The following is a 25,369-nucleotide window of genomic DNA, read 5'->3' as shown; positions in this document are numbered from 1 at the left end:
CCCTGGCACGCGAGTTGCAATGGTGACTTGAAGATTATTTTTACCTGAATTGCGCCAATGGCGGTGCGGTTCTGGTTGGACAAAGGCGTCCTTCAATGTGCTGACCCACATTGTTGGGCGCTTTTTTTTTACCTTTTATCAGGATGAAGCCGATGAGCAACAAACCCATAGCCCTCTCGCGACGTCGATTTCTACAGGCAGGTGCTGCGTTAGGGGGGGCATATTTGCTCCCCGGCATGATGAATTCTGTCTGGGCGGCAGGCAGTGATAAGCCTGAGCAAAGCACGGTAAAAGTCGGTTTTATTCCGCTAACCGATTGTGCATCGGTGGTGATGGCCGCCATTAAAGGCTTCGATAAAAAATACGGTATTTCGATTGTGCCGAGTAAAGAGGCGAGCTGGGCAGCTGTACGCGACAAAATGGTCTCCGGCGAACTCGATGCGGCCCATGTTTTATACGGCCTGGTTTACGGACTTGAGTTGGGCATTGCGGGCAAACAGCAGTCGATGGCTAACCTGATGACGCTCAACAACAACGGCCAGGCTATCTCGCTCTCTATGGAGTTGGCAAAGCAGGGTGTAACTGACGGGGAAAGCCTGAAGAAATTGGTGGCAAGCCAGGAACCTGGCAGCTTTACCTTCGCGCATACCTTCCCGACTGGCACACATGCGATGTGGCTCTATTACTGGCTGGCGCAGGCGGGAATCAACCCGTTCAGCGATGTGCGCACCGTGGTGGTTCCGCCTCCGCAAATGGTGATGAACATGCGTATCGGCAATATGCAGGGGTTTTGCGTGGGTGAGCCATGGAACCAGCGTGCCATCAGTAACGGTATCGGGTTTACCGCCGCCACTTCCCAATCTATTTGGCCTGACCATCCAGAAAAAATCCTCGGCACTCGTAGCGAGTGGGTGGAACAAAACCCTAATACCGCACGGGCGTTAGTCGCGGCAATCCTTGACGCATCACGCTGGATTGACGCCAGTGAAGACAACCGCCGTGAAACGGCCAATGTGCTGGCTGGACGGGCTTATCTCAACACGAAAGCCGAGTACCTGACCGGGCGCATGCTCGGGCAATACGACAATGGCATCGGCAAAAAATGGCAAGACGACCACTCGATGCAGTTTTTCCGCGACGGTGAAGTGACCTTCCCGTGGCTGTCTGACGGCATGTGGTTCCTGACTCAGCACCGCCGGTGGGGGTTGCTGGACCACGACCCGGATTACCTCGCCATCGCCAAACGTATTAACCGCATCGACATCTATCAGCAGGCTGCCACAGCCGTAGGTAACGTTTCTGTTCCTGCAAGCCCGATGCGCACCAGCACCTTGATGGATGGAAGCATCTGGAACGGCAGCAACCCTGCCGCCTACGCCGCAAGTTTTGCCATTAAACGCTAAGGGGATTGATATGAACAAGCCTGCACAGAAACCGCCAGCGCCAGTACTTAGCGCCACCGTGGGTGAGGTTATCACACTGCCACCGGTCACTGTTCGACGCCGTAAACCACAATGGCGTCAGTTTAGTTTGAGCCTTTTCCAACGCCTGATCCCTGCTGTTCTCGGTATGGGCTTGCTGGTAGTGGCATGGCAAATCGCCGCACTTAACAGCAAAGGTTTCCCGACGCCACTTAGCACGCTGGATTCGGCGATCACGTTGTTCTCCGACCCGTTTTATAACGCCGGGCCAAACGACCAGGGGATTGGCTGGAACATTCTGGCCTCACTCCAGCGGGTTGCTATCGGGTTCGGTCTGGCCGCCATCGTCGGCATTCCAGCAGGGTTCCTGATTGGCCGCTTTACCTTCCTCGCACGCATGTTTAACCCGATTGTCGCGCTGCTGCGCCCGGTGAGCCCTCTGGCCTGGTTGCCTATTGGTCTGTTGCTTTTCCAGAAGGCTGAACCGGCTTCCAGTTGGACCATTTTCATCTGTTCAATCTGGCCAATGGTGATTAACACCGCCGAAGGGGTGAAGCGCATTCCGGACGACTACCTCAACGTGGCACGCGTGCTGAAGCTTTCCGAATGGACAGTGATGCGCAAAATTTTATTCCCGGCGGTGTTGCCTGCGGTATTAACCGGGGTGCGCTTGTCTATCGGCATTGCCTGGCTGGTGATTGTTGCAGCAGAAATGCTGACCGGCGGGCTGGGAATCGGTTTTTGGATCTGGAACGAGTGGAACAACCTCAACGTCGAAAACATCCTTATCGCGATTGTGATTATCGGAGTCGTCGGGTTGCTGCTCGAACAAGGCTTAATGCTGCTGGCGCGTCGCTTCAGCTGGGAAAAATAAGGGGAAAAACATGAAGAAAATTATCCAGGTTCAGAATGTCAGCCAACGTTTTTCCACTGCCAGCGGAGAGTTCCTCGCACTCAGCAATGTCAGTTTTGATATCGCCGAAGGGGAAACCATCAGCCTGATTGGCCATTCAGGGTGCGGCAAATCAACACTGCTCAACCTGATTGCGGGGATAACGTTGCCATCCGAAGGGGGGCTGCTTTGCGACAACCGTGAAATCGCCGGCCCTGGCCCTGAACGTGCGGTGGTGTTTCAGAACCATTCACTGCTGCCGTGGATGACCTGCTTTGAAAACGTCGCACTGGCGGTAGACCAGGTGTTTCGCCGCACCATGAACCGTGCCGAGCGACGCGAATGGATTATTCACAATCTCGAACGCGTGCAAATGGGTCACGCCATTGATAAACGCCCGGGCGAGATTTCCGGTGGCATGAAGCAGCGAGTGGGGATTGCTCGTGCGCTGGCGATGAAACCCAAAGTGTTGCTGATGGACGAGCCTTTCGGCGCACTCGATGCGTTAACCCGCGCCCATTTGCAGGATGCGGTGATGCATATCCAACAGGAACTGCATACCACCATCGTGTTGATTACCCATGACGTGGATGAAGCGGTGCTGCTTTCGGATCGCGTGTTGATGATGACTAACGGCCCGGCGGCAACGGTAGGTGAAACGCTGCAAGTGGATTTACCGCGCCCGCGTAACCGCGTGGAGCTGGCGGAAGACAGCCGCTATCACCATTTGCGTCAGCAAGTGCTGCGTTTCCTCTACGAAAAGCAGCCGAAAGCAGCCTGAGGGATAACTCATGAAGCAACGTCTGATTGTTATCGGTAATGGCATGGCCGCCATACGCCTGGTCGAGCAAATTGTGGCGCGAGACGCAGGGCGTTTTGCCATCACGGTATTGGGTGAAGAACCCGCGCTCAGCTACAACCGCATTTTGCTATCGCCAGTGCTGGCGGGTGAGAAACCGGCTATCGCCACGCAACTGCACGATGCCGCCTGGTATGTTGCCCACGGTATTGAGTTGCTCACGGGCGAAGCGGTGCTGGACGTGGACACCGAACATCAGACGGTGCGCTCAGCAATGCGCACGCTTCAATACGACGAGCTGGTTTTCGCCACCGGTTCGCAGCCTTTCATCCCGCCGATTGACGGGCATCTGCTGCCTCACGTCCACGGTTTTCGCACCCTGGCAGACGTCGATGCGATTTTGCAAGATGAAGGCAATGCCGTGGTACTCGGTGGCGGATTGCTGGGCGTTGAGGCCGCCGCGGCACTGTGTGCGCGTGATATTCCCGTCACGCTGGTTCACCGCCAGCCGTGGCTGATGGATATTCAACTTAATCAGACCGCAGGAATACTGCTTGAGCAACATCTCACACAACGTGGCATCGCCTGCCAACTGAATTGCGGCATCGAGCGTATCAACGCAGATAGCGTGGTGTTGACCCATGGCGACGTGTTGCCCGCCGGACGGGTGATTATCGCGACCGGGGTAAAACCTAATATTTCTCTGGCGCAACGAGCGGGCATTTCCTGCCTGCGCGGTATTACCGTCGACGCCCAATTGCGCAGCCGCATGCCGCACGTAAGTGCATTAGGTGAATGCTGCGAAATTGACGGGCAGACCTGGGGATTAGTCGCACCTTGCCTGCAACAGGCTGATGTTTTAGCCGCTCGTCTGTGCGGGGAAGTCGTGGATGACTTCCGTTATCAGGATCGCGGCACGCGCCTGAAAGTTAGCGGCATTCCCTTGTTTTCGGCAGGTGACATCAGCGTTCAGCCAGATACGCAGGTACTCACCGCATTCGACCCCCTAACCCAACATTATCGCTGCCTGCATTTGCGCGACAGCAAACTGGTGGGGGCGCTATTGCTGGGTGATATCACGCAGGCCAACTCACTCACAGACACTTTTCTGCGCGCGGCAAGCATTACACCTGCCGTGCTTTTTGATGAATACCACTCTGATGAGCAGCCGCTGGCTGCCGGAAATGACGACATGACAAAACAAACGCTGGTAGTAATTGGTCACGGCATGGTCGGCCATCACTTTCTGGAACAGTGTGTAGCGCAGCAACTGCATCAGCGCTACCACATTGTGGTATTCGGAGAGGAACAGCATCCGGCTTACGATCGCGTCCATCTTTCGGAATACTTTGCGGGTCGCAGTGCTGAGTCGCTGTCGATGGTGCAGGGGGATTTCTTTAATGAAAACGGCATTGAGTTACGTTGTAACAGCAAAATCGTCGACATCGACCGCCAACAACGCCTGGTGCGAGACAGCGAAGGACACGAAATCTATTGGGACAAACTGGTACTGGCCACAGGGTCGTTTCCCTTTGTGCCACCGGTGCCGGGAAACACGCTTCCCGGATGTTTTGTCTACCGCACACTTGACGATCTGGATGCTATTGCACAGCACGCGCGCAACGCCTCTCGCGGCGTGGTGATTGGTGGGGGCTTATTGGGTCTGGAAGCGGCAAACGCACTCAAACAGCTTGGTCTGGAAACGCACGTGGTGGAGTTTGCACCGAACTTAATGGCGGTACAGCTCGATAACGCGGGTGCTTCCATGCTGCGTGAAAAAATCAGCGATATCGGCGTGCAAGTGCATACCAGCAAATCCACTACGGCGATTACCGAGGCTGAAGGTGGCTTGCAACTTAATTTTGCCGATGGCGAAATACTGAACACTGATTTAATCGTCTTTTCAGCAGGTATCCGCCCACAGGATGCGCTGGCAAAAACTTGCGACCTGGTGCTTGGCGAGCGCGGCGGCATTACCATTAATGACCACTGCCAGACCAGTGACGACGCCATTTATGCCATTGGTGAATGCGCATTGTGGGAAGGGAAAATCTTTGGTCTGGTGGCCCCTGGTTATCAAATGGCCCGCGTCACGGCAGCCACTATTGCAGGGGTTGAGTCCGCATTCCGTGGCGCAGATATGAGCACTAAACTGAAATTGCTTGGTGTTGAAGTGGCTTCGTTTGGTGATGCTCACGGGCGCACGCCTGGCAGCCAGAGTTACCAGTGGACCAACGGTCCACAGCAAATCTACAAAAAGATCGTTGTTTCGGCCGACAACAAAACGCTGCTCGGCGGCGTGCTGGTGGGTGATAGCAGTGAATACACTCAACTGCTACAAATGATGCTCAATGCTATGTCTTTGCCCGCCCAACCCGAAAGCTTGATTTTACCTGTCTCCGCGGGCGGTGCGCCGAAAGGCTTGGGTGTTGCCGCACTCCCCGAAACTGCACAGATTTGCTCTTGCCATAACGTCAGCAAAGCAGACATTTGTGCGGCAGTCAGTCACGGTGCCGGTGACATGGGGGCGATTAAAGCCTGCACTAAAGCGGCAACCGGCTGCGGCGGTTGTTCGGCGCTGGTGAAACAGGTGATGGAATACCAGTTACAAGAACAGGGTGTGGAGGTGAAAAAGGACATCTGCGAACACTTCCCGTTCTCACGCCAGGAAATTTACCACCTGGTGCGCGTCAACCACATCCGTAGCTTTGAACAGTTGATTAGCCGCTACGGCCACGGTCAGGGCTGCGAAATCTGTAAACCGCTGGCAGCTTCAGTGCTGGCATCATGCTGGAACGAATATTTGCTCAAACCGGCACACTTGCCGTTGCAGGACACGAACGACCGCTATTTTGCCAACATCCAAAAAGACGGCACGTATTCCATCGTACCGCGCGTGCCAGCGGGGGAAATAACCCCTGACGGGTTGATTGCTATCGGCCAGGTGGCAAAACGCTATCAGCTATACAGCAAAATTACCGGTGGCCAGCGCATTGACTTATTTGGTGCACGTCTTGAGGAGTTGCCCGCGATTTGGGAGGAGTTGGTCGCGGCGGGATTTGAAACCGGCCACGCCTATGGCAAGTCGTTGCGTACGGTGAAATCTTGCGTCGGTTCTACCTGGTGCCGCTACGGCGTGCAGGACTCCACTGGCCTGGCCATTGAACTGGAAAACCGCTACAAAGGGCTGCGATCACCGCACAAAATCAAAATGGCGGTTTCCGGCTGCACCCGCGAATGCGCCGAAGCACAAAGCAAAGACATTGGCGTTATCGCCACTGACAAAGGCTGGAATCTCTATGTCTGCGGTAATGGCGGCATGAAACCCCGCCACGCGGATCTGTTCGCCAGCGATCTTGACCGTGAAACATTGATTCGCACTATCGACTGTTTGCTGATGTTTTACATCCGCACTGCCGACCGTTTGCAGCGCACCAGCACCTGGATGGATAACCTTGAAGGCGGCATTGACTATCTGCGTGAGGTGATTTTGCACGACAGCTTAGGCCTTGCTGATGAGCTGGAAAAAGAGATGTGCAGCGTGGTGGATAGCTTCCAGTGTGAGTGGCAAACCACGCTCAACAGCCCTGACCGACTGGCGCTGTTCCGCTCTTATGTTAATAGCGATAAACCGGACGAAGCGGTGCAGCGCCAGAACCTGCGCCAGCAATTACAGCCGGTGAGCGAAGTGGCCCATCTGCAAGCGAAGCTCCCAACAAAACCCTGGCAGGCGGTGTGTGATATCAGCGCGATCCCGGCACAAGCCGGAATCGGTGCGCGTTTAGGTGAGCATCAAATCGCGCTGTTCCGAATCGGTGATGCGATTTACGCCCTCGATAATCTCGAACCGGGTAGCGATGCCAACGTGCTGTCACGCGGGATTGTCGGTGATGCCGCCGGTGAACCGATTGTGATTTCCCCGCTTTATAAACACCGCATTCGCTTGCGTGATGGCCGCACGCCGGACGGTGAACAGGCGGTTCGTGCCTGGCCGGTAAAAGTCGAACAGGGCACCGTGTGGGTGGGGAGTCAGGCGCTGATTATGCGTGCGGAGGCATCATGAACAGCGGGGGCATCATGCGTTCTACCTGCCCCTATTGCGGGGTGGGATGTGGCGTGGAAGCTCAGCAAACGGAAGAGGGAACCTTCGCGATAAGCGGTGATAAACAGCATCCAGCAAACTTTGGGCGGTTATGCGTCAAGGGGGCTGCGCTGGGTGAAACACTGGGTCTGGAAGGGCGCTTGCTGTATCCCGAAATTAACGGCGAGCGCGTCGAGTGGAATGCGGCACTGGATGAAACCGCGCAGCGGCTGAATGCCATTATTGAGGAGTTTGGTCCTAAAGCGGTGGCGTTCTACGCATCCGGCCAGTTGCTGACCGAAGACTATTACGTGGCGAATAAACTGATGAAAGGATTCATCGGTGCTGCCAACATCGACACCAATTCACGGTTGTGCATGTCGTCGGCGGTGGTGGGTTACAAACGTGCGTTTGGTGCAGATTACGTCCCGTGCAGCTATGAGGATCTGGAGCAAACTGATCTGGTTGTGTTGGCCGGCTCCAATGCAGCCTGGGCGCATCCGGTGCTTTATCAGCGCCTGGTACAAGCCAAACAACAGCGCCCGGACATGAAAATTGTCGTCATCGACCCGCGTCGCACTGCGACCTGCGACATCGCAGATTTGCACCTGGCACTGCGCCCTGGCAGCGACGCGGCATTATTTGTCGGCCTGCTTAATTATCTGCATCAACAGCAGCCGTTACTCGCTGAGCAGTTTGCTGGGCAAACTGCGGCGCTGGACATTGCTGCGGACTGGGGGCTCGCAAAATGTGCAGATTTTTGCCAGCTAAGTCAGGACGATGTTCTGATGCTCTGGCAATGGTTCAGCCAGTCTGAGCGCGCCATGACGCTTTACACCATGGGCATCAACCAGTCCTCAAGCGGCAGCGACAAATGCAATGCGATTATTAACGTCCATCTGGCGAGCGGCAAACTTGGGCGGCCAGGCTGCGGCCCGTTTTCGCTGACCGGACAGCCAAATGCAATGGGCGGTCGCGAAGTGGGTGGGCTCGCCAATCAGCTTGCCTGCCATATGAATTTTGAAGCGGCAGATATTGCCAAACTTGGCCGGTTCTGGGGTAGCGAGCGCATTGCTGAAACACCGGGGTTAATGGCGGTTGAGCTGTTTGAGGCCATCGGGCGTGGTGAAGTCAAAGCAGTGTGGATAATGGGCACTAATCCAGTGGTTTCGCTGCCAGATACGTTGCGTGTCGAACAGGCACTGGCGAATTGCCCACTGGTGATTGTTTCTGATGTGGTGCGCAAGACCGATACATCGCGTTACGCGACAGTCAGATTCCCGGCACTGCCATGGGGTGAAAAAAACGGCACCGTGACCAACTCTGAACGCCGAATCTCGCGCCAGCGGGCGTTTTTGCCCGCAGCGGGAGAGGCACGCGCGGACTGGTGGATACTCGCGCAAATCGCCCAACGTTTGGGTTATCGACAGGCTTTTAACTGGCAGCATCCACACGAAATTTTCAGTGAACATGCCGCACTTTCAGGTTATGAAAATAACGGCTCGCGTGCCTTTGATATTAGCGGGCTGGCAAACTTGAGCCGTGAACAGTACGACGCTCTTGAACCCGTGCGTTGGCCGGTTTCGACGGTTGCCCATCAACCTTTAAAAAGCTGGCGGCCTGATGGCAAGTTCCAACTGGTACCCGTCGAACCCGAATTACCGCAAGCCGTTGCTGATGCAAATTATCCTCTGATCCTCAACAGTGGGCGTATCCGCGACCAGTGGCATACCATGACGCGCACGGGGGGAGTGCCGCGTTTATTGCAGCATATCAATATGCCGCTGTTGGACATTCACCCACGTGATGCGCAACGTTATGGCGTGAAAGAGGGGGGGCTTGCGAGAATTGCCTCGCGCTTAGGCGGGATGGTGGCTCGTGTGCAGGTGAGTGAAAGCCAGTTACCCGGAAATGTGTTTGCGCCTATGCACTGGAGCCAGCAGTTCGCCCGCAAAGGGCAGATTAATAACCTGGTGGCGAGCGTGTGTTGCCCCCATTCAGGGCAGCCGGAAAGCAAACAAACGGCGGTGCGTATCCAGCGCTGGCAACCTACGTGGCAGGGGGAAATATTTGCCCGTGAGGAGATTGCCTTTGCCGACGACATTCAGTGGTGGCGCCAGGCATCTTCCGGCGTGCAGCATTTCTTGTGTGCGGCAGACAGTTCACCTGAAGCGTGGATTGAGACCTTAACGGCTGCCCGAGGTTGGCAATTACAGTATGCCCATGGCGACGGTGAACTTTATTATCTGCTCGCCTGGCAGGGAAACGAACTGCAACTGGCTTTTTATGCCGCGAAAACGTGGCCTGTCATTAACGCCGCGGCGGTCGTTGCCGGGTTTGAATCCACGCCGAAAACAGCCCAGCAACGTCATCTGTTACTCGGCGGGAAAGCGGCGGGTAACACCATTGATGCGGGTCGCACGGTGTGCAGCTGTTTTGGCGTGGGTGAGAAAACGATTATGCTGGCCATTGCCTCTGGCTGCCGTTCGGTGACCAAGTTGGGTGAACAACTATGCTGTGGCACCAACTGCGGTTCCTGTATTCCTGAGCTTAAAACGTTACTGACTAAAACGGCCAATGAGTGACGCAAGAAAATACGACTAATCTGTGTTTATCTGTTTGAGAATGATCTGCAGGGTTGAGATGTTATAATTTCCAGATGTTTAGAAAAGTTGTTCCGTTTTTTACCCTGTCCTATGCACTCCTTAGCGCCGGAGGGGCCGCCAGTACCCGGCAGACCTTCATTGAGCAAGCCGAAGACCCTTTTGACCAAACCGCGACGGGGTTGCCCGATATGGGGTTGGCACCTGAAAGCGATGCTGCAGCGCGTGAAATCGCCGCCATGGCGAAGAAATTCGGTGAAGCAAGCTGGGTGGATGACGGGCTAGATAGCGGTGAGCAAGCACGGATGTTCGCGTTTGCTCGGCTGAGTGATGTGTTAACCGGCAAGGTGAACGACAAAGCCGAATCACTGTTATCTCCGTGGGGCAACGCCAGTATCAATTTGCGGGTGGATGAACACGGCAACTGGAGCGGCAGCAGTGCCTCGCTGTTGAGTCCATGGGAAGATAACAACCGTTACTTGACCTGGAGCCAGGTCGGTTTTACCCAGCAGGATGACGGCACGATTGGCAATCTTGGCGCTGGGCAACGTTGGATTGCCGGGCCGTGGTTGCTGGGTTACAACGCCTTTTATGACAATCAACTCTCTACCCATTTGCAACGGGCAGGCCTGGGTGGCGAAGCGTGGGGCGAATATTTACGTCTTTCGGCAAATTTCTATCAGCCGCTCAACGGTTGGCAGGAAGGCGACAGTGAAACGCTGGAGCAACGTCTTGCGCGTGGTTATGACCTGACCGCCCAAGCCTGGTTGCCGTTTTATCGACATATCAATACCAGCCTGAGCTTCGAGAAATATTTTGGTAACAGCGTTGACCTGTTCGATAGCGGCACCGGTTATCGTAACCCGGTGGCGGTAACGATGGGGCTCAATTACACCCCGATCCCACTCGTCACGCTCACAGCCCAGCATAAGCAGGGTGAGAGTGGCGTGTCGCAGGATAACCTTGGGTTGAAGGTGAACTATCGGTTTGGCGTGCCGGTGAGAAAACAGCTTTCTGCGGCTGAAGTGGCTACCAGTAGTTCACTGCGCGGCAGCCGATATGACAGTGTGGAACGGGGTTCGCTACCCGTGATGGAGTATCGCCAACGTAAAACATTGTCGGTCTTTTTGGCGACACCTCCCTGGGAATTGCAACCCGCCGAAACGGTGGCACTCAAACTGCAAATCCGCGCCAGCCGCGGTATTCGCAGTATTATCTGGCAGGGTGACACGCATGAGCTGAGTTTGACGCCTCCTGCCGATAATCGTGATACCAATGGCTGGAGCCTGATTATGCCTGCATGGCGTGAGAATGGGCCAAATGAGTATCGTCTTTCTGCGGTCGTTGAGGATGATAAAGGGCAGAAAGTGACCTCAAACTGGATTACGCTCAAGCTGGCGGAGCCGCTGATTGTTAGCCCTGTTGGTGACCCGCGTTATGAGTTGTTGCCTTGATGTCGGATGTCGCTGCGCTAATCCGACCGACGAATTAAGGGTTAGGGTAGGGTGGATTAGCGTTAGCGATATCCACCCTTTTTACCGTCAAAAAATCCGGTCCTGATGAACCCAAACTGCCGCTTCAACACGGGATTTGAGCTTCATCTTTTTAAGCAGATGTTTCACGTGAACTTTCACCGTGCTTTCGGTAATGTCCAGGCGACGGGCGATCATTTTGTTCGGCAAACCCTGGGCGATAAGCTTGAGAATATCGCGCTCACGCGGCGTTAAAAGATTCACATCACGGTCGGATGTGGCGCGGTTGGCGCGTAAACTTGCAGCCAGCACTGGCGTCAGCGCTTCGCTCAGTACCATCTCCCCGGCGGCGGCTTGTTGCAGGGCTTTGAGTAAATCTTCCGGTTCCATGTCTTTCAATAAATAACCGTCAGCGCCTCTTTTCAGCGCCGTCACGACATCTTCTTCGTGGTTCGAGACGCTAAAGACAACGATACGGCCAGAAAGCGGTTTTTCACGCAGACAATCCAACGTTTCCAGACCATTCATGCCAGGCATATTCAAATCCAGCAAGATCAGGTCAGGGTCGAGTTCCTCCGCCAGTAGCACACCTTGCGCACCATTGCCCGCTTCACCCACGACGGCCAATTCTGGCGCCATACTGATCAATTGTTTAACACCAGTACGCAGCATCGGATGATCGTCGATTAGCAAAATGGTCGAGGCTTCCGGGTTACTCATGATTCGCTCCTGTGGCTGTTTCGGGGATAAAACTGACGACGACTTGTGTACCGCCACCTGGGCGCGCAAGCACCTGGCAGTCACCTTTTAGGCTTTGCGCGCGGTCGCGCATAATAATGAGTCCGTAATGGTTGCGACGCTCACCGTTGTCGGGGATACCACAACCGTTATCCCATAGGGTTAAGGTTATATGATTTTCGCGGTGTAACACGCTTACCCCGCATGAGGTGGCATTGGCGTGCTTCAGGCAATTATTCAACGCTTCACGGGCGATTTGCACCAGATGAATTGCCTGATGTGAGGGCACCAGACGTGGCGGCACTTGATAATCCAGAATCACTGGGAAGCCCAGTTTTTCACTAAATTCGCGGCAACTTGCTTCGAGCGCCGGACGCAGCCCAGGCTCGGTCAATTGCAGGCGGAAGGTGGTCAGCAATTCACGCAATTGGTGCCAGGAGGTGTTCAGTTCGCTGCGCATCTGGCCAAGTAATGTCTGCATCTCTGGGGGCAGCGTGGTGCCTTGCATTTGCAAACAGCTGACCTGCATCTTCAGGCAGGAGAGTGATTGGGCGATGGAGTCGTGTAATTCCCGGGCAATGGCGGAACGCTCCTCCATCACCATCAGCTGTTGTTGGCGTTCATGTTGCCGTTCCAGCGCAAGGGTGACGGTTAACTGCTCCATGAGTGTCAGCACTAACTGTTGCTGGTCGTGCGTCAGACTGCTGCCCAACGGTAATTGCGCGAGAACCAGGCCATATTGAATATGGTTGTCGGTTAATCGCCACTTTTGCGGTGTGGTTTCACAAGGCGGTGGGGCGGGTTCGCGCGGGCAAAGATTGCAGCCGCTGGCATCACAACTGCTGTCTGGCTGGTAGGTATATTCTTCGTAATTCTCTTCGTCTTCATACTCATAGACCCGCAATTCGAGATTACGCAGCGGCGTCAAATGTTGTAATTCGCTCAATACCGGAGACAAGCGCTGGCACAGCGAAGCCTGCGAGTGCAAGCGGCGATTAGCCTGATAAAGAAATGACAGCATCTGATTTTTTTGCTCAAGCCCGGCGGTTTTCTCCTGCACGCGCTGTTCAAGTCTTGCGTAACTTTCTGCCAGTTCCGCCGACATACTGTTAAATGCGATGCCCAGCGTCGCCATCTCATTGCGGCCCCGCACATTCAAGCGATGGGTGAAGTCACGTTGTCCAATCGCTTGCGCCATGATTAGCAGCTTTTGCCACGGGCGCAGCAAGTGTTTGCGTAACCAGATGACGGTGAAAATAATCAGCAAACCCATCAACGCTGCCATACCCATTTGCAACTGGATAATCCGCTGCAAGCGCAGTTCGGTGGTGTGATCAAAGCTGGTCACCAGTTGGTCAATGCGCCCGACGAAATCCGCGACGTGTGGTTTGACCTGCTCGGCATTTTTGGCGCGGCGCAGAGCGGGTTCTAACTGTTCACGCCAGTAATGTTGCAGTGCGGCTAATTTATCTTGCTGCCCATCCTGTTCTACCGCTTTTTTTAAATCATCGCTCCAGGTGGTTTTTTCCATCTCATCGAGCAGGACGCTACTATTTTCAGTCAGCGGAATGGCGGCCAGCAGACGATAGCTTTGCATGCGCATCGACCCGGCTTTATTGATTGCGTGCGCGTTTCCCTGAATACCTTGTGCCAGCCAACTTGCAAGACTCATTCCCGCCACCCCGAGCAGCGCCAACAACAGCACAATCAATGCCAGTTGGTTAAACAAGGTGAGTGGAGACAGCAGGCGTTTTAGCATGAAAAGGTGAGCTCCAGAGGCAGGGCAGAATGTGCGGCTATTCTCAGACATCCCCTGGAGTATACCCATACCCCTTAAGGATTACTCACAAATAGCCACAGGTAGCATGCTGCGGGGTAAGGTGACAAACACCTGCGTTCAGCCATGTGAAAAACCACACTATTTTCATTATTTATCCTTACCCATAAAGAATGATGGTGGTTTTATGACCGCAATTCAGTTGAGTTATCCCTTGATTTACATCAATTTTCAATGCCGATAAGCGCTTAATGTGGTGAATATTACTCTCACTTTTATTGAGGTGTTTATGTCTGAGTCTCGCGCCAATACCCAGAAAACGGGCTCGCTGATTACCGAATGGCGACCAGAAGAACCCGCATTTTGGCAAAGTAAGGGCCATGGCATCGCCAGCCGCAACTTATGGATTTCTGTCCCTTGTTTACTGTTAGCATTCTGCGTGTGGATGCTGTTCAGTGCAGTGGCGGTCAACCTGAATAAAGTCGGTTTCAACTTCACGACTGACCAACTGTTTATGCTGACCGCGCTACCGTCGGTTTCCGGTGCTTTATTGCGCGTGCCCTATTCCTTTATGGTGCCAGTATTCGGTGGTCGCCGTTGGACGGCGTTCAGCACCGGGATTTTGATTATCCCTTGTGTCTGGTTAGGGTTTGCGGTGCAGAATCCTGCCACGCCGTTTAGCGTGTTCATCATGATTGCGCTGCTGTGTGGTTTTGCAGGGGCAAACTTTGCCTCCAGCATGGCGAATATCAGCTTCTTCTTCCCGAAAGCAAAACAGGGTGGCGCGCTGGGGATCAACGGCGGGTTGGGTAACCTTGGTGTGAGCGTGATGCAGCTTGTTGCACCGCTGGTGATTTCGCTTTCCATGTTTGCGGTATTCGGCGGAACCGGCGTTGAGCAGGCAGATGGCACGATGCTGTTCCTGGAAAACGCCGCGTGGGTGTGGGTGCCGTTGCTGGCTGTCTTCACTATTGCTGCCTGGTTTGGTATGAACGACCTGGCCACCTCGAAAGCCTCTTTGAAATCGCAATTACCGGTTCTGAAACGTGCGCACCTGTGGATTATGGGCGTGCTGTATCTGGCGACTTTCGGTTCGTTTATCGGTTTTTCCGCCGGTTTTGCGATGCTGGCAAAAACCCAGTTCCCGGACGTTAACATCCTGCACTTCGCCTTCTTCGGCCCGCTGTTTGGCGCGTTGGCTCGTTCTGCGGGTGGAGCAATTTCCGACCGCTTTGGTGGGATTAAAGTGTCACTGATTAACTTCGTATTTATGGCGATATTCAGTGCTCTGCTGTTTACCACACTGCCAAACAACGGTGTGGGCGGGAACTTCATCGCCTTCTTCGGTGTGTTCCTGATGCTGTTCCTGACGGCGGGATTGGGGAGTGGTTCTACCTTCCAGATGATCTCCGTTATCTTCCGTAAGTTGACGATGGACCGCGTGAAAGCACAAGGTGGAACGGAAGAACGGGCGTTGCGCGAAGCGGCGACGGATACTGCCGCAGCACTGGGTTTTATCTCCGCGATTGGTGCAGTAGGCGGGTTCTTTATCCCTAAAGCGTTTGGTACATCCCTTGCTTTGACCGGCTCTCCAGCGGGGGCGATGAAAGTATTCCTGGTGTTTTACATCGTTTGTGTGGTGATTACCTGGGTCGTTTATGGCCGTAAATCATCGAAATAATATTCTGTACCCTAAATAATTCGCATTGCGCGACAAAAGGCTTCAGCTTTTTGAACAGCGCTTGCGCTGGCCCCAAAGGGGCGAGGCTCTGCCGAGTAACGCGGCGAGAGAGCGAGCCCCGATGAGCTTACTGTAGTAAATGATGACTCGGCCCATCCATGTGCCTCACCCCTTCGGGTGAGCAAACGTAGCCAACGCATCAGCTACTTGAAGTATGACCGATTGACCATTTTGGTTATCCCTGCGCGACTTCGGTCGCGCTTTTTTTGCCTGAAATCCCTGCTTGATCCTAACACCGTTCACTTAAGCCCATGAATGAGGGGAAGCACCGGGATTGGGTTCCCGGAGGGACGCCAAACCCGGTGGTCGCCCCGGATATCTCGTTCTAAAACTAACGGTGTTACCCTCGATCCCGCTTTATTCTGCGATAAACCTCACAATTAGAATAACGACTCCCACCGCTACCATTGTCACATTCTCTGGCTAAGAGTACCGTGATGGCAAATCTGGTTTAAACCAAATGGATTAAAGCATGAAAAACCATTCCACGGTGGAAGCAGCAAAAGAGATGCTCAACGACTGGCTGAGTAAAGGCGTTGTCCAGCCGGGCAGTAAATTACCCTCAGAGCGCGAGCTGGAAGAGTTACTGGGCATTAAGCGCATGACGCTGCGCCAGGCGCTGTTGTTTCTCGAAGGGGAAGAAAAGATCTTTCGTAAAGATCGCCGCGGCTGGTTCGTTGCATTGCCGTGTTTCAAATACACGCCGAATACTTCCACCAGTTTTAAACAGGCGGCTCTGGAACAGGGGCGTTTGCCGTCCTGGGGCTTTCTGGAAAAAGAGCGTGTTTGCACTGCTGAACCAGACATCCTGTCACAGTTAAATGTGAAGGACGGAGATGACATCTACAAAATCTGTGGCTGGGGAGCGCTTGATAACCATAAAGTTTTCTATCACGAAACCTTTATCAACGCGAAGTCTGCACCCGGTTTTATCGACAAATTAGGTGACCGTTCATTTGTTGAAGTCTGGCAAGAAGACTTTGGCAAAAGCTCGCACACGCAGCATCTGGCATTTAAACCAACACGGCTTTCTGCGGGCGCATGCAAAGGCATGGGCGGCACTCCGGGTACGCCATCTATCCGGGTTGAAAAATACCGTGCCGACGAAACCGGCCACGTTATTCAGGTTGATATCGAATATTGGCGTTTTGAATCTGTAGAGTTTTATATCGATTTATAGGAGTTACCATGGATAGCATCCAGGCTACAAAAATTGTCGAGCGCGTCGCGAGCTTACCGCTTTATCTGCATGCCTATGCATTTCATTTAAATATGCGTATGGAGAAGATCCTCCCGGAAGATTTACTGGATATTGCCAGCCAACAGCAACTCAAAGGGGTGAAAATTCATGTTGTGGATGGTGAAAGCCAATCGTTAAGGCATGCAAGCGATGAGCGCTTCGACCGTTTTGCGGCGAAAGCGCGCCAGTTAGGGTTGGATGTACATATCGAAACCAGTGCGTCGGATGCACGAACCATTGATGAAGCGGTGAATATTGCGTTGAAATCGGGTGCCACTTCGGTGCGATTTTATCCACGCTATGAAGGGACACTTTCTGAGGTGATGGAAATCATTGCTCAAGATATTCAATATATTAAAGCGCAATACCAACACAGTGGCCTGACATTTACCCTTGAGCAACACGAAGATTTGCAAAGCCACGAACTGGTGCAGTTGGTGAAGCAAGCTGACTTCCCGCAGCTTTCTCTGCTGTTTGATTTTGCCAACATGATTAATGCCAATGAAGAACCACTTGAGGCTTTGGCGGTGATGGGAAAAGAAATCACCCAGGTGCATATCAAAGATGCATTAATCAATTACGAAGGCGAGGGGCGTGGACATACCGCGTGTATTTCCGGGCAAGGCGAATTACCGTTTAAAGAGTTGCTGCTGCAATTAATTTGTTTGGGTGAGGATAAAGCTCAAGTCACAGCGTTCGGTCTGGAAGAGGAAGTGGACTACTACGCCCCAGCATTTCGTTTTACCAATGAAGACAGCAACCCGTGGATTCCATTGCGTGAGATGAGTGAGACCCCATTGCCAACCTCTGGGCTTGATGAAAGGCTTAATAAAGAGATCGATGATGCCATGAATCAAATACGTCATGTGCGTAATATTCTTGCGGTCCTTAATAAAGATGCTGTTGCTGTTTTACAGAAATAAATAATCCGAATCGTTTAAATTCAGTTGTCTTACCGCGCGTGGGATAACTGTACTTTCAAATAACAATTGATGCCGCTTATGCAGGGGTAGGGTGATTTATGCTAACTAAAAAAAGATGGACTATATTTAGCTTATTGGTTCTGTGTGGCGGGACGATATATAAACTGCCTTCTTTGAAAGATGCATTTTATGTTCCGATGCAAGAGTATTTTCATCTGACAAATGGTGAAATTGGTAATGCAATGTCGGTCAACTCGATTGTCACGACAATAGGTTTCTTCTTATCGATCTATTTTTCTGACAAGTTGCCACGTCGCTTTACCATGTCGTTTTCACTGATAGCCACCGGTCTGCTGGGCCTGTACTTGTCTACCATGCCGGGCTATTGGGGGATACTGTTCGTCTGGGCGTTGTTCGGTGTCACCTGTGACATGCTGAACTGGCCGGTGCTGTTGAAGTCAGTGAGTTTACTCGGTGACAATACCCAGCAAGGGCGCTTGTTTGGCTTCTTTGAAACAGGACGTGGCGTCGTTGATACCATTATTGCCTTCAGTGCCCTGGCTGTGTTCACCTGGTTTGGTAGCGACTACTTTGGTTTTAAAGCGGCGATTCTATTCTACTCTGGCATTGCGATTGTTGTCGGTGTTGTCATTATGTTTGTGCTCAAAGAAAGCCCGGAAGAACAAGTGGCGAAGCAAGAGCTTGCCGGGAAAAAAGAAGATAAACCAGGTCTGGGTGAGGTATTAAAAAATAAAACAGTATGGCTAATTGCCTTCAGCGTATTTTGTGTGTATGCAGTGTATTGTGGCTTAACATTCTTTATTCCATTCTTAAGAAATATCTATGCACTGCCAATTGCATTGGTGGGCGCCTACGGGATTATTAACCAGTATTGCTTGAAAATGGTGGGTGGTCCGATTGGTGGGTTAATTGCAGATAAAGTTTTAAAATCCCCAAGTAAATATTTGTTCTACACATTTATTATTAGTGCTATCGCATTGGTTGGCCTTATTTTATTGCCACACGAACATATGCCTGTATATTTAGGTATGGCGTGTACCTTAATGTTTGGTGCGGTGATCTTTACCCAACGCGCCGTGTTCTTTGCGCCTATCGGCGAAGCGGGTATCAACGAGAAGAATACGGGTGCAGCGATGGCGTTAGGTAGTTTTATTGGTTATGCACCAGCCATGTTCTGCTATAGCCTGTATGGCTACATTCTGGATCACAACGCGGGTCTTATCGGCTACCAAATTGTGTTTGGTTTGATGGCGATATTTGCTTGCGCGGGGATCGTTATTTCCGGTCTGTTGATGAAAAACATTCGTGCTTCACGTCAATTAGAGCCGTTAGCGGCTGCCTGATAGTCGTGCCATTCTGCATGGGGTTTTCCTGCACAAGGTCAGCCCCATTGTAATTTCGTCGGTGTCACAATTCCAGAGTTACCCCTTAATACCCAGCCTCGCAAATAAACACCCCCGGGTTTCTGTTATTAAGATGATAAATTAAACAATTTCAATAAATTACGATGCATTTCGTTATTGCCACTTTGGTGGTATATCAACTTTTCCCCGATAAAATCCCCCCTGTCTAAATTGATCAGCATCAATTGTCCCTTCATTTGAGCAGGTTACCGTGACCTCATAGTGAGCAATGTCGTCATCATAAGATAGAGCCTCCAGGCTCCACATCAGGAGAATCCCGATGAGCAAATTTCTTGACCGGTTTCGTTACTTCAAACAGAAGGGCGAAACTTTTGCCGATGGACATGGCCAACTGCTCGATACCAATCGTGATTGGGAAGAAGGTTATCGAATGCGTTGGCAGCACGACAAAGTGGTTCGCTCCACTCATGGGGTAAACTGCACGGGTTCCTGTAGCTGGAAGATCTATGTTAAAAGCGGCCTGGTGACCTGGGAAACTCAGCAAACCGATTACCCGCGAACTCGCCCTGATATGCCAAACCACGAGCCGCGCGGCTGCCCACGTGGTGCGAGTTACTCCTGGTATCTCTACAGCGCTAACCGCCTGAAATATCCTTTGATGCGCAAGCGTCTAATCAAGCTGTGGCGCGAAGCCAAAACCCTCCATGCTGACCCGGTCGACGCCTGGGCTTCAATTATCAATGTCGCGGAAAAAGCAAAAAGCTATAAACAAGCCCGTGGTCGTGGTGGTTTTGTCCGTTCAAGCTGGCAGGAAGTCAACGAGCTGATTGCTGCGGCGAACGTCTATACCGCGAAAACCTTCGGCCCTGACCGTATTGCCGGATTCTCGCCAATTCCTGCCATGTCGATGGTCTCTTATGCCGCAGGGGCGCGTTACCTCTCTCTGATTGGTGGTGCTTGTCTGAGTTTCTACGACTGGTACTGCGATTTACCACCGGCCTCCCCAATGACCTGGGGCGAGCAAACTGACGTACCGGAATCTGCCGACTGGTACAACTCCAGCTACATCATTGCCTGGGGTTCTAACGTCCCGCAAACCCGTACGCCAGATGATCACTTCTTTACCGAAGTGCGCTACAAAGGCACCAAAACAGTTGCCGTCACGCCGGACTATGCAGAAATCGCCAAACTGTGCGACCAGTGGCTGGCACCTAAGCAAGGCACCGATGCGGCAATGGCACTGGCGATGGGCCATGTCATGTTGCGTGAATTCCACCTCGATAACCCAAGCCAATATTTCACCGATTATGTACGTCGTTACACCGACATGCCGATGCTGGTGATGTTAGAGGAGCGTGATGGTTTCTACGCTGCGGGCCGTATGCTGCGTGCTTCAGACCTGGTGGATGGTCTCGGTCAGGAAAATAATCCGCAGTGGAAAACGGTGGCTCTGGATAACCAGAGCGGCGAACTGCTGGCACCTAACGGCTCCATCGGTTATCGCTGGGGCGAGAAGGGCAAGTGGAACCTTGAACAGCGTGATGGCACCAGCGGTGAAGAAGCCGAGCTGCGTCTGAGCTTGCTGGGCAGCCACGATGAAGTGGCTGATGTGGGTTTCCCGTACTTTGGCGGCGAAAGCACCGAGCACTTCAACAACGTTAAACTCGACAATGTGCTGATGCACAAACTGCCGGTGAAACGTATCCAACTGGCGGATGGAACCCGCGCGTTAGTGACCACCGTTTATGATTTGACTCTGGCGAACTACGGCCTCGAACGTGGCCTGGACGACGCTAACTGTGCATCGAACTATGACGATGTGAAAGCGTATACCCCGGCGTGGGCTGAGCAAATCACCGGCGTTTCCCGTCAGAACATCATCCGTATTGCGCGTGAATTTGCCGACAATGCCGACAAAACCCATGGTCGCTCAATGATCATCGTCGGTGCCGGTATGAACCACTGGTTCCACATGGACATGAACTACCGTGGCCTGATTAACATGCTGGTGTTCTGTGGTTGTGTCGGGCAGAGCGGCGGCGGCTGGGCTCACTATGTGGGCCAGGAAAAACTGCGCCCACAAACGGGCTGGACCCCACTGGCGTTCGCGCTGGACTGGCAGCGTCCACCACGCCATATGAACAGCACCTCGTTCTTCTATAACCACTCAAGCCAATGGCGTTATGAGTCGCTGACCGCCGAGGAACTGCTTTCCCCACTGGCGGACAAATCTCGCTACAGCGGCCATTTGATTGACTTCAACGTGCGTGCCGAGCGCATGGGTTGGTTGCCGTCTGCTCCACAGCTCAACACCAACCCGCTGCACATTGCAAAACAGGCGAAAGAAGCGGGCATGAGCCCGGCTGATTTCACCGTACAGCAGTTGAAAAGTGGTGAGATACGCTTTGCAGCAGAGCAGCCAGATGCAGGCAATAACCATCCGCGCAACCTGTTTGTCTGGCGTTCAAATCTGCTGGGTTCTTCCGGTAAGGGTCACGAGTACATGCTCAAATATCTGCTGGGTACTGAAAACGGTATTCAGGGCAAAGATTTGGGCAAAGAAGGTGGCGTGATGCCAGAAGAGGTCGAGTGGGTAGACAACGGTCTTGACGGTAAATTGGATCTGGTGGTGACGCTGGACTTCCGTCTGTCGAGCACCTGTCTGTATTCGGACATCGTGTTGCCGACCGCCACCTGGTATGAGAAAGACGATATGAATACCTCGGATATGCATCCGTTTATTCATCCGCTTTCTGCCGCGGTTGACCCTGCCTGGGATTCGAAAAGCGATTGGGAAATATATAAAGCTATCGCCAAGAAATTCTCTGAAGTGTGCGTCGGCCATTTAGGTAAAGAAACCGATGTGGTGACGTTGCCAATCCAGCACGACTCAGCTGCAGAACTGGCGCAGCCGTTCGGTGTGATGGACTGGAAAAAAGGTGAATGTGACCTGATTCCGGGTAAAACCGCGCCACACCTGGTGACCGTTGAACGTGACTATCCTGCGACGTACGAGCGTTTCACATCCGTTGGCCCGCTGATGGAAAAAATCGGCAACGGTGGGAAAGGTATCTCCTGGAACACGCAAACTGAAGTGGATTTGCTGCGTAAACTCAATTACACCAAGGCAGACGGCCCGGCTAAAGGCTTACCGAAGATCGATACCGCCATTGATGCGGCTGAGGTGATCCTGACCTTTGCCCCTGAAACTAACGGCCAGGTGGCAGTGAAAGCCTGGGCGGCATTGAGTGAATTTACCGGTCGTGACCACTCGCACCTTGCGCTCAATAAAGAAGATGAAAAAATCCGCTTCCGTGATATTCAGGCGCAGCCACGCAAAATCATCTCCAGCCCGACCTGGTCAGGCCTTGAAGATGAACACGTCTCTTACAACGCCGGTTATACCAACGTTCACGAGCTGATCCCGTGGCGGACACTTTCTGGCCGCCAACAGCTGTATCAGGATCACCAGTGGATGCGCGATTTTGGCGAAAGCTTGCTGGTGTACCGCCCACCCATTGACACCCGTTCGGTGAAAGGGGTGATGAACAAGAAGTCCAACGGTAACCCAGAGAAAGCGTTGAACTTCCTGACGCCGCACCAGAAATGGGGCATTCACTCAACCTACAGCGACAACTTGTTGATGCTGACGCTTTCTCGCGGTGGCCCGATTGTGTGGATGAGTGAAATCGACGCTAAAGATCTGGGCATCGAAGATAACGACTGGATTGAAGTGTTCAATAAAAACGGGGCGCTGACGGCGCGTGCGGTGGTGAGCCAGCGTGTGCCGGAAGGCATGACCATGATGTACCACGCTCAGGAACGCATCGTGAACCTGCCGGGTTCTGAAATCACGGGGCAACGTGGGGGTATTCACAACTCGGTGACCCGTATCAGTCCGAAACCGACCCATATGATTGGCGGCTATGCGCAACTGGCATATGGCTTTAACTATTACGGCACCGTCGGCTCAAACCGCGATGAGTTCGTGGTGGTGCGTAAGATGAAAGACATTAACTGGTTAGACGGTGAAGGCAATGACCAGAAACAGGAGAGCGTAAAATGAAAATTCGTTCACAAGTCGGCATGGTGCTGAATCTTGATAAATGCATCGGCTGTCATACCTGTTCTGTGACCTGTAAAAACGTCTGGACCAGCCGCGAAGGGATGGAGTACGCGTGGTTTAATAACGTGGAAACCAAACCGGGGATTGGCTACCCGAACGACTGGGAAAACCAGGAAAAATGGAAGGGCGGTTGGATCCGTAAAATCAATGGCAAATTGCAGCCACGCATGGGTAACCGCGCCATGTTGCTGGGGAAAATCTTCGCCAACCCGCACCTGCCGGGTATCGATGATTATTACGAGCCATTTGATTTTGATTACCAGCATCTGCATAACGCGCCGGAAGGTAAACATCAGCCGATTGCGCGTCCGCGCTCGCTGATTACCGGCCAGAGAATGAATAAAATCGAAGCCGGCCCTAACTGGGAAGAGATTCTTGGCGGCGAATTCGAAAAACGCGCCAAAGATCAGAACTTCGCCAACATGCAAAAAGCGATGTATGGCCAGTTCGAAAACACCTTCATGATGTATTTGCCGCGTCTGTGCGAACACTGTTTGAACCCGGCTTGTGCGGCAACTTGCCCGAGTGGCGCTATCTATAAGCGTGAAGAAGACGGCATTGTCCTGATTGACCAGGACAAGTGCCGTGGCTGGCGTATGTGCATCACTGGCTGTCCGTACAAGAAAATCTACTTCAACTGGAAGTCGGGTAAATCCGAGAAGTGCATTTTCTGCTATCCACGTATCGAAGCGGGGATGCCAACGGTCTGTTCTGAAACTTGTGTCGGTCGTATCCGTTATCTCGGCGTGTTGTTGTATGACGCAGATGCTATCGAGCAGGCGGCAAGCACCGAAAACGAAAAAGACCTCTACGAACGTCAGTTGAGTATTTTCCTCGACCCGAACGACCCAGCGGTTATCGAAAAGGCACTGGAGCAGGGTATTCCGCAGAGCGTTATCGACGCGGCACAACAGTCACCGGTCTACAAAATGGCGGTGGACTGGAAGCTGGCTCTGCCTTTGCATCCTGAATACCGCACGCTACCGATGGTTTGGTATGTGCCGCCGTTGTCGCCCATTCAATCTGCGGCCGACGCGGGCGAATTGCCGCACACTGGCATTCTGCCTGACGTAGAAAGCTTGCGTATTCCGGTGGAATACCTGGCGAATCTGTTGACCGCAGGGGACACCGCTCCGGTTCTGCGTGCGCTGAAACGCATGATGGCGATGCGCCATTACAAACGTGCTGAAACCGTGGAAGGGATTAATGATACTCGTGCGCTGGAAGAAGTCGGTCTGACCGAAGCCCAGGCGCAGGAAATGTATCGTTATCTGGCGATTGCAAACTACGAAGACCGTTTCGTGGTGCCATCCAGCCATCGAGAACTGGCGGCAGAGGCTTTCCCTGAACGTAATGGTTGTGGCTTCAGCTTTGGTGATGGTTGCCACGGTTCTGACAGCAAATTCAACCTGTTCAATAGCAAACGTATCGACGCGATTGATGTGTCGAGCAAAACGGAGTTAAAACCATGATTGAACTACTGGTTATTTCCCGTTTGCTTGAGTATCCGGATGCGGCTTTGTGGCAGCATCAACAAGAACTCCGCGATGCGTTAGTTGACGGTAATGTACTTGAAGTGCAACAGGCTACCCAGCTTACTCATTTCATCACTCGCTTATGCAGCGGCGATTTGTTGGATACTCAGGCCAGTTACAGTCAACTGTTTGACCGAGGGCGTGCGACATCGCTGCTGTTGTTTGAACATGTTCACGGCGAATCTCGCGACCGTGGGCAGGCGATGGTCAATCTGATGAACCAGTATCAGCAAGCAGGTATGGAAATCGACAGCCGCGAGCTGCCAGACCATCTGCCGCTGTATCTGGAGTATTTATCCCAGCGAACCGAGGCCGAAGCACGTGGTGGTTTGCAGGATGTTGCGCCGATTCTGGCGCTACTGGCGGCACGTCTAAAACAGCGTGAAAGCGACTATGCCGTGTTGTTTGATGTGCTGTTGGGTATTTCGCAAAGCGATGTGGTGGTTGAAAGCGTTAGCCAACAAATTGCTGATGAAGCGCGTGATGACACACCACAGGCTCTGGACGCCGTTTGGGAAGAAGAACAGGTGAAATTTGTTGCAGACGCAGGGTGTGGAGAGTCTGAAATCAGCAGCCATCAGCGCCGTTTTGCCGGGGCTGTCGCTCCGCAGTATCTGAATATCGGAGGACAGTAAT

At 52.9% G+C, this 25,369-nt stretch carries 15 protein-coding genes; 13 read left to right on the top strand and 2 right to left on the bottom strand.

What is annotated here, in order from left to right; translation table 11 throughout:
• Positions 1 to 152: 152 nt before the first annotated feature.
• From VJY99_RS04400 to VJY99_RS04375, 6 genes are all read left to right on the top strand, one after another.
• The gene (locus tag VJY99_RS04400; RefSeq protein WP_324116680.1) at positions 153 to 1,403 is read left to right on the top strand and encodes a CmpA/NrtA family ABC transporter substrate-binding protein; all 1,251 of its coding nucleotides are present in this window, start codon (positions 153 to 155) and stop codon (positions 1,401 to 1,403) included.
• Between the two features lie 10 nt (positions 1,404 to 1,413).
• A complete protein-coding gene (gene ntrB, locus VJY99_RS04395) occupies positions 1,414 to 2,295 on the top strand; it encodes a nitrate ABC transporter permease (protein ID WP_324116678.1) in 882 nt (293 codons plus the stop codon).
• A gap of 10 nt (positions 2,296 to 2,305) precedes the next feature.
• A complete protein-coding gene (locus tag VJY99_RS04390) occupies positions 2,306 to 3,094 on the top strand; it encodes an ABC transporter ATP-binding protein (protein WP_324116676.1) in 789 nt (262 codons plus the stop codon).
• Positions 3,095 to 3,104: 10 nt separating this feature from the next.
• Complete coding sequence (gene nirB / locus VJY99_RS04385) at positions 3,105 to 7,175, top strand: nitrite reductase large subunit NirB (RefSeq protein ID WP_324116674.1); 4,071 nt, start codon at positions 3,105 to 3,107, stop codon at positions 7,173 to 7,175.
• On the top strand, positions 7,172 to 9,778 hold the full coding sequence (locus tag VJY99_RS04380; protein ID WP_324116673.1) for a nitrate reductase: 2,607 nt from the start codon (positions 7,172 to 7,174) through the stop codon (positions 9,776 to 9,778). Before nirB ends, VJY99_RS04380 begins: the two co-directional genes overlap by 4 nt.
• 74 nt (positions 9,779 to 9,852) lie before the next feature.
• Positions 9,853 to 11,250 (top strand): YchO/YchP family invasin, encoded by a 1,398-nt coding sequence (locus VJY99_RS04375; RefSeq protein WP_324116671.1) that lies wholly within the window; start codon positions 9,853 to 9,855, stop codon positions 11,248 to 11,250.
• Between the two features lie 87 nt (positions 11,251 to 11,337).
• On the opposite strand, the gene narL is transcribed toward VJY99_RS04375, so the two are convergent.
• Positions 11,338 to 11,988: a two-component system response regulator NarL gene (gene narL / locus VJY99_RS04370; RefSeq protein WP_183271673.1), complete on the bottom strand. Its 651-nt coding sequence runs from the start codon at positions 11,986 to 11,988 to the stop codon at positions 11,338 to 11,340.
• Positions 11,981 to 13,765 (bottom strand): nitrate/nitrite two-component system sensor histidine kinase NarX, encoded by a 1,785-nt coding sequence (narX, locus tag VJY99_RS04365; RefSeq protein WP_324116666.1) that lies wholly within the window; start codon positions 13,763 to 13,765, stop codon positions 11,981 to 11,983. Before narX ends, narL begins: the two co-directional genes overlap by 8 nt.
• 307 nt (positions 13,766 to 14,072) lie before the next feature.
• On the opposite strand from narX, the gene narU reads away from it, so the two are divergent.
• From narU to narJ, 7 genes are all read left to right on the top strand, one after another.
• Entirely contained in the window at positions 14,073 to 15,464 is a 1,392-nt protein-coding gene (gene narU / locus VJY99_RS04360) for a nitrate/nitrite transporter NarU (protein WP_324116664.1), read from the top strand.
• A gap of 532 nt (positions 15,465 to 15,996) precedes the next feature.
• Positions 15,997 to 16,704, top strand: a complete 708-nt coding sequence (locus tag VJY99_RS04355; RefSeq protein ID WP_324116662.1) for a GntR family transcriptional regulator — start codon at positions 15,997 to 15,999, stop codon at positions 16,702 to 16,704.
• A gap of 8 nt (positions 16,705 to 16,712) precedes the next feature.
• Positions 16,713 to 17,687, top strand: coding sequence for a sugar phosphate isomerase/epimerase family protein (locus tag VJY99_RS04350; protein WP_324116661.1), 975 nt, complete (start codon positions 16,713 to 16,715; stop codon positions 17,685 to 17,687).
• Positions 17,688 to 17,785: 98 nt separating this feature from the next.
• Positions 17,786 to 19,051 carry an MFS transporter gene (locus tag VJY99_RS04345; RefSeq protein WP_324116659.1) on the top strand — a complete coding sequence of 422 codons (1,266 nt, stop codon included), beginning with the start codon at positions 17,786 to 17,788 and terminating at the stop codon, positions 19,049 to 19,051.
• Between the two features lie 340 nt (positions 19,052 to 19,391).
• Entirely contained in the window at positions 19,392 to 23,138 is a 3,747-nt protein-coding gene (locus tag VJY99_RS04340; protein WP_324116657.1) for a nitrate reductase subunit alpha, read from the top strand.
• Complete coding sequence (gene narH / locus VJY99_RS04335) at positions 23,135 to 24,670, top strand: nitrate reductase subunit beta (RefSeq protein ID WP_324116655.1); 1,536 nt, start codon at positions 23,135 to 23,137, stop codon at positions 24,668 to 24,670. Before VJY99_RS04340 ends, narH begins: the two co-directional genes overlap by 4 nt.
• Positions 24,667 to 25,368: a nitrate reductase molybdenum cofactor assembly chaperone gene (narJ, locus tag VJY99_RS04330; protein WP_324116653.1), complete on the top strand. Its 702-nt coding sequence runs from the start codon at positions 24,667 to 24,669 to the stop codon at positions 25,366 to 25,368. The genes narH and narJ overlap by 4 nt, the downstream gene beginning before the upstream one ends.
• Position 25,369: the final 1 nt, after the last annotated feature.

Source organism: Buttiauxella sp., assembly GCF_035271705.1.
GTDB lineage: Bacteria > Pseudomonadota > Gammaproteobacteria > Enterobacterales > Enterobacteriaceae > Buttiauxella.
This window is presented reverse-complemented; position numbering and strand designations above follow the sequence as displayed.

Coding starts and splice junctions, on each gene's coding strand:
- VJY99_RS04400 (WP_324116680.1), top strand. CDS start 153: ATGAGCAACAAACCCATAGCCCTCTCGCGACGTCGATTTCTACAGGCA.
- ntrB (WP_324116678.1), top strand. CDS start 1,414: ATGAACAAGCCTGCACAGAAACCGCCAGCGCCAGTACTTAGCGCCACC.
- VJY99_RS04390 (WP_324116676.1), top strand. CDS start 2,306: ATGAAGAAAATTATCCAGGTTCAGAATGTCAGCCAACGTTTTTCCACT.
- nirB (WP_324116674.1), top strand. CDS start 3,105: ATGAAGCAACGTCTGATTGTTATCGGTAATGGCATGGCCGCCATACGC.
- VJY99_RS04380 (WP_324116673.1), top strand. CDS start 7,172: ATGAACAGCGGGGGCATCATGCGTTCTACCTGCCCCTATTGCGGGGTG.
- VJY99_RS04375 (WP_324116671.1), top strand. CDS start 9,853: ATGTTTAGAAAAGTTGTTCCGTTTTTTACCCTGTCCTATGCACTCCTT.
- narL (WP_183271673.1), bottom strand. CDS start 11,988: ATGAGTAACCCGGAAGCCTCGACCATTTTGCTAATCGACGATCATCCG.
- narX (WP_324116666.1), bottom strand. CDS start 13,765: ATGCTAAAACGCCTGCTGTCTCCACTCACCTTGTTTAACCAACTGGCA.
- narU (WP_324116664.1), top strand. CDS start 14,073: ATGTCTGAGTCTCGCGCCAATACCCAGAAAACGGGCTCGCTGATTACC.
- VJY99_RS04355 (WP_324116662.1), top strand. CDS start 15,997: ATGAAAAACCATTCCACGGTGGAAGCAGCAAAAGAGATGCTCAACGAC.
- VJY99_RS04350 (WP_324116661.1), top strand. CDS start 16,713: ATGGATAGCATCCAGGCTACAAAAATTGTCGAGCGCGTCGCGAGCTTA.
- VJY99_RS04345 (WP_324116659.1), top strand. CDS start 17,786: ATGCTAACTAAAAAAAGATGGACTATATTTAGCTTATTGGTTCTGTGT.
- VJY99_RS04340 (WP_324116657.1), top strand. CDS start 19,392: ATGAGCAAATTTCTTGACCGGTTTCGTTACTTCAAACAGAAGGGCGAA.
- narH (WP_324116655.1), top strand. CDS start 23,135: ATGAAAATTCGTTCACAAGTCGGCATGGTGCTGAATCTTGATAAATGC.
- narJ (WP_324116653.1), top strand. CDS start 24,667: ATGATTGAACTACTGGTTATTTCCCGTTTGCTTGAGTATCCGGATGCG.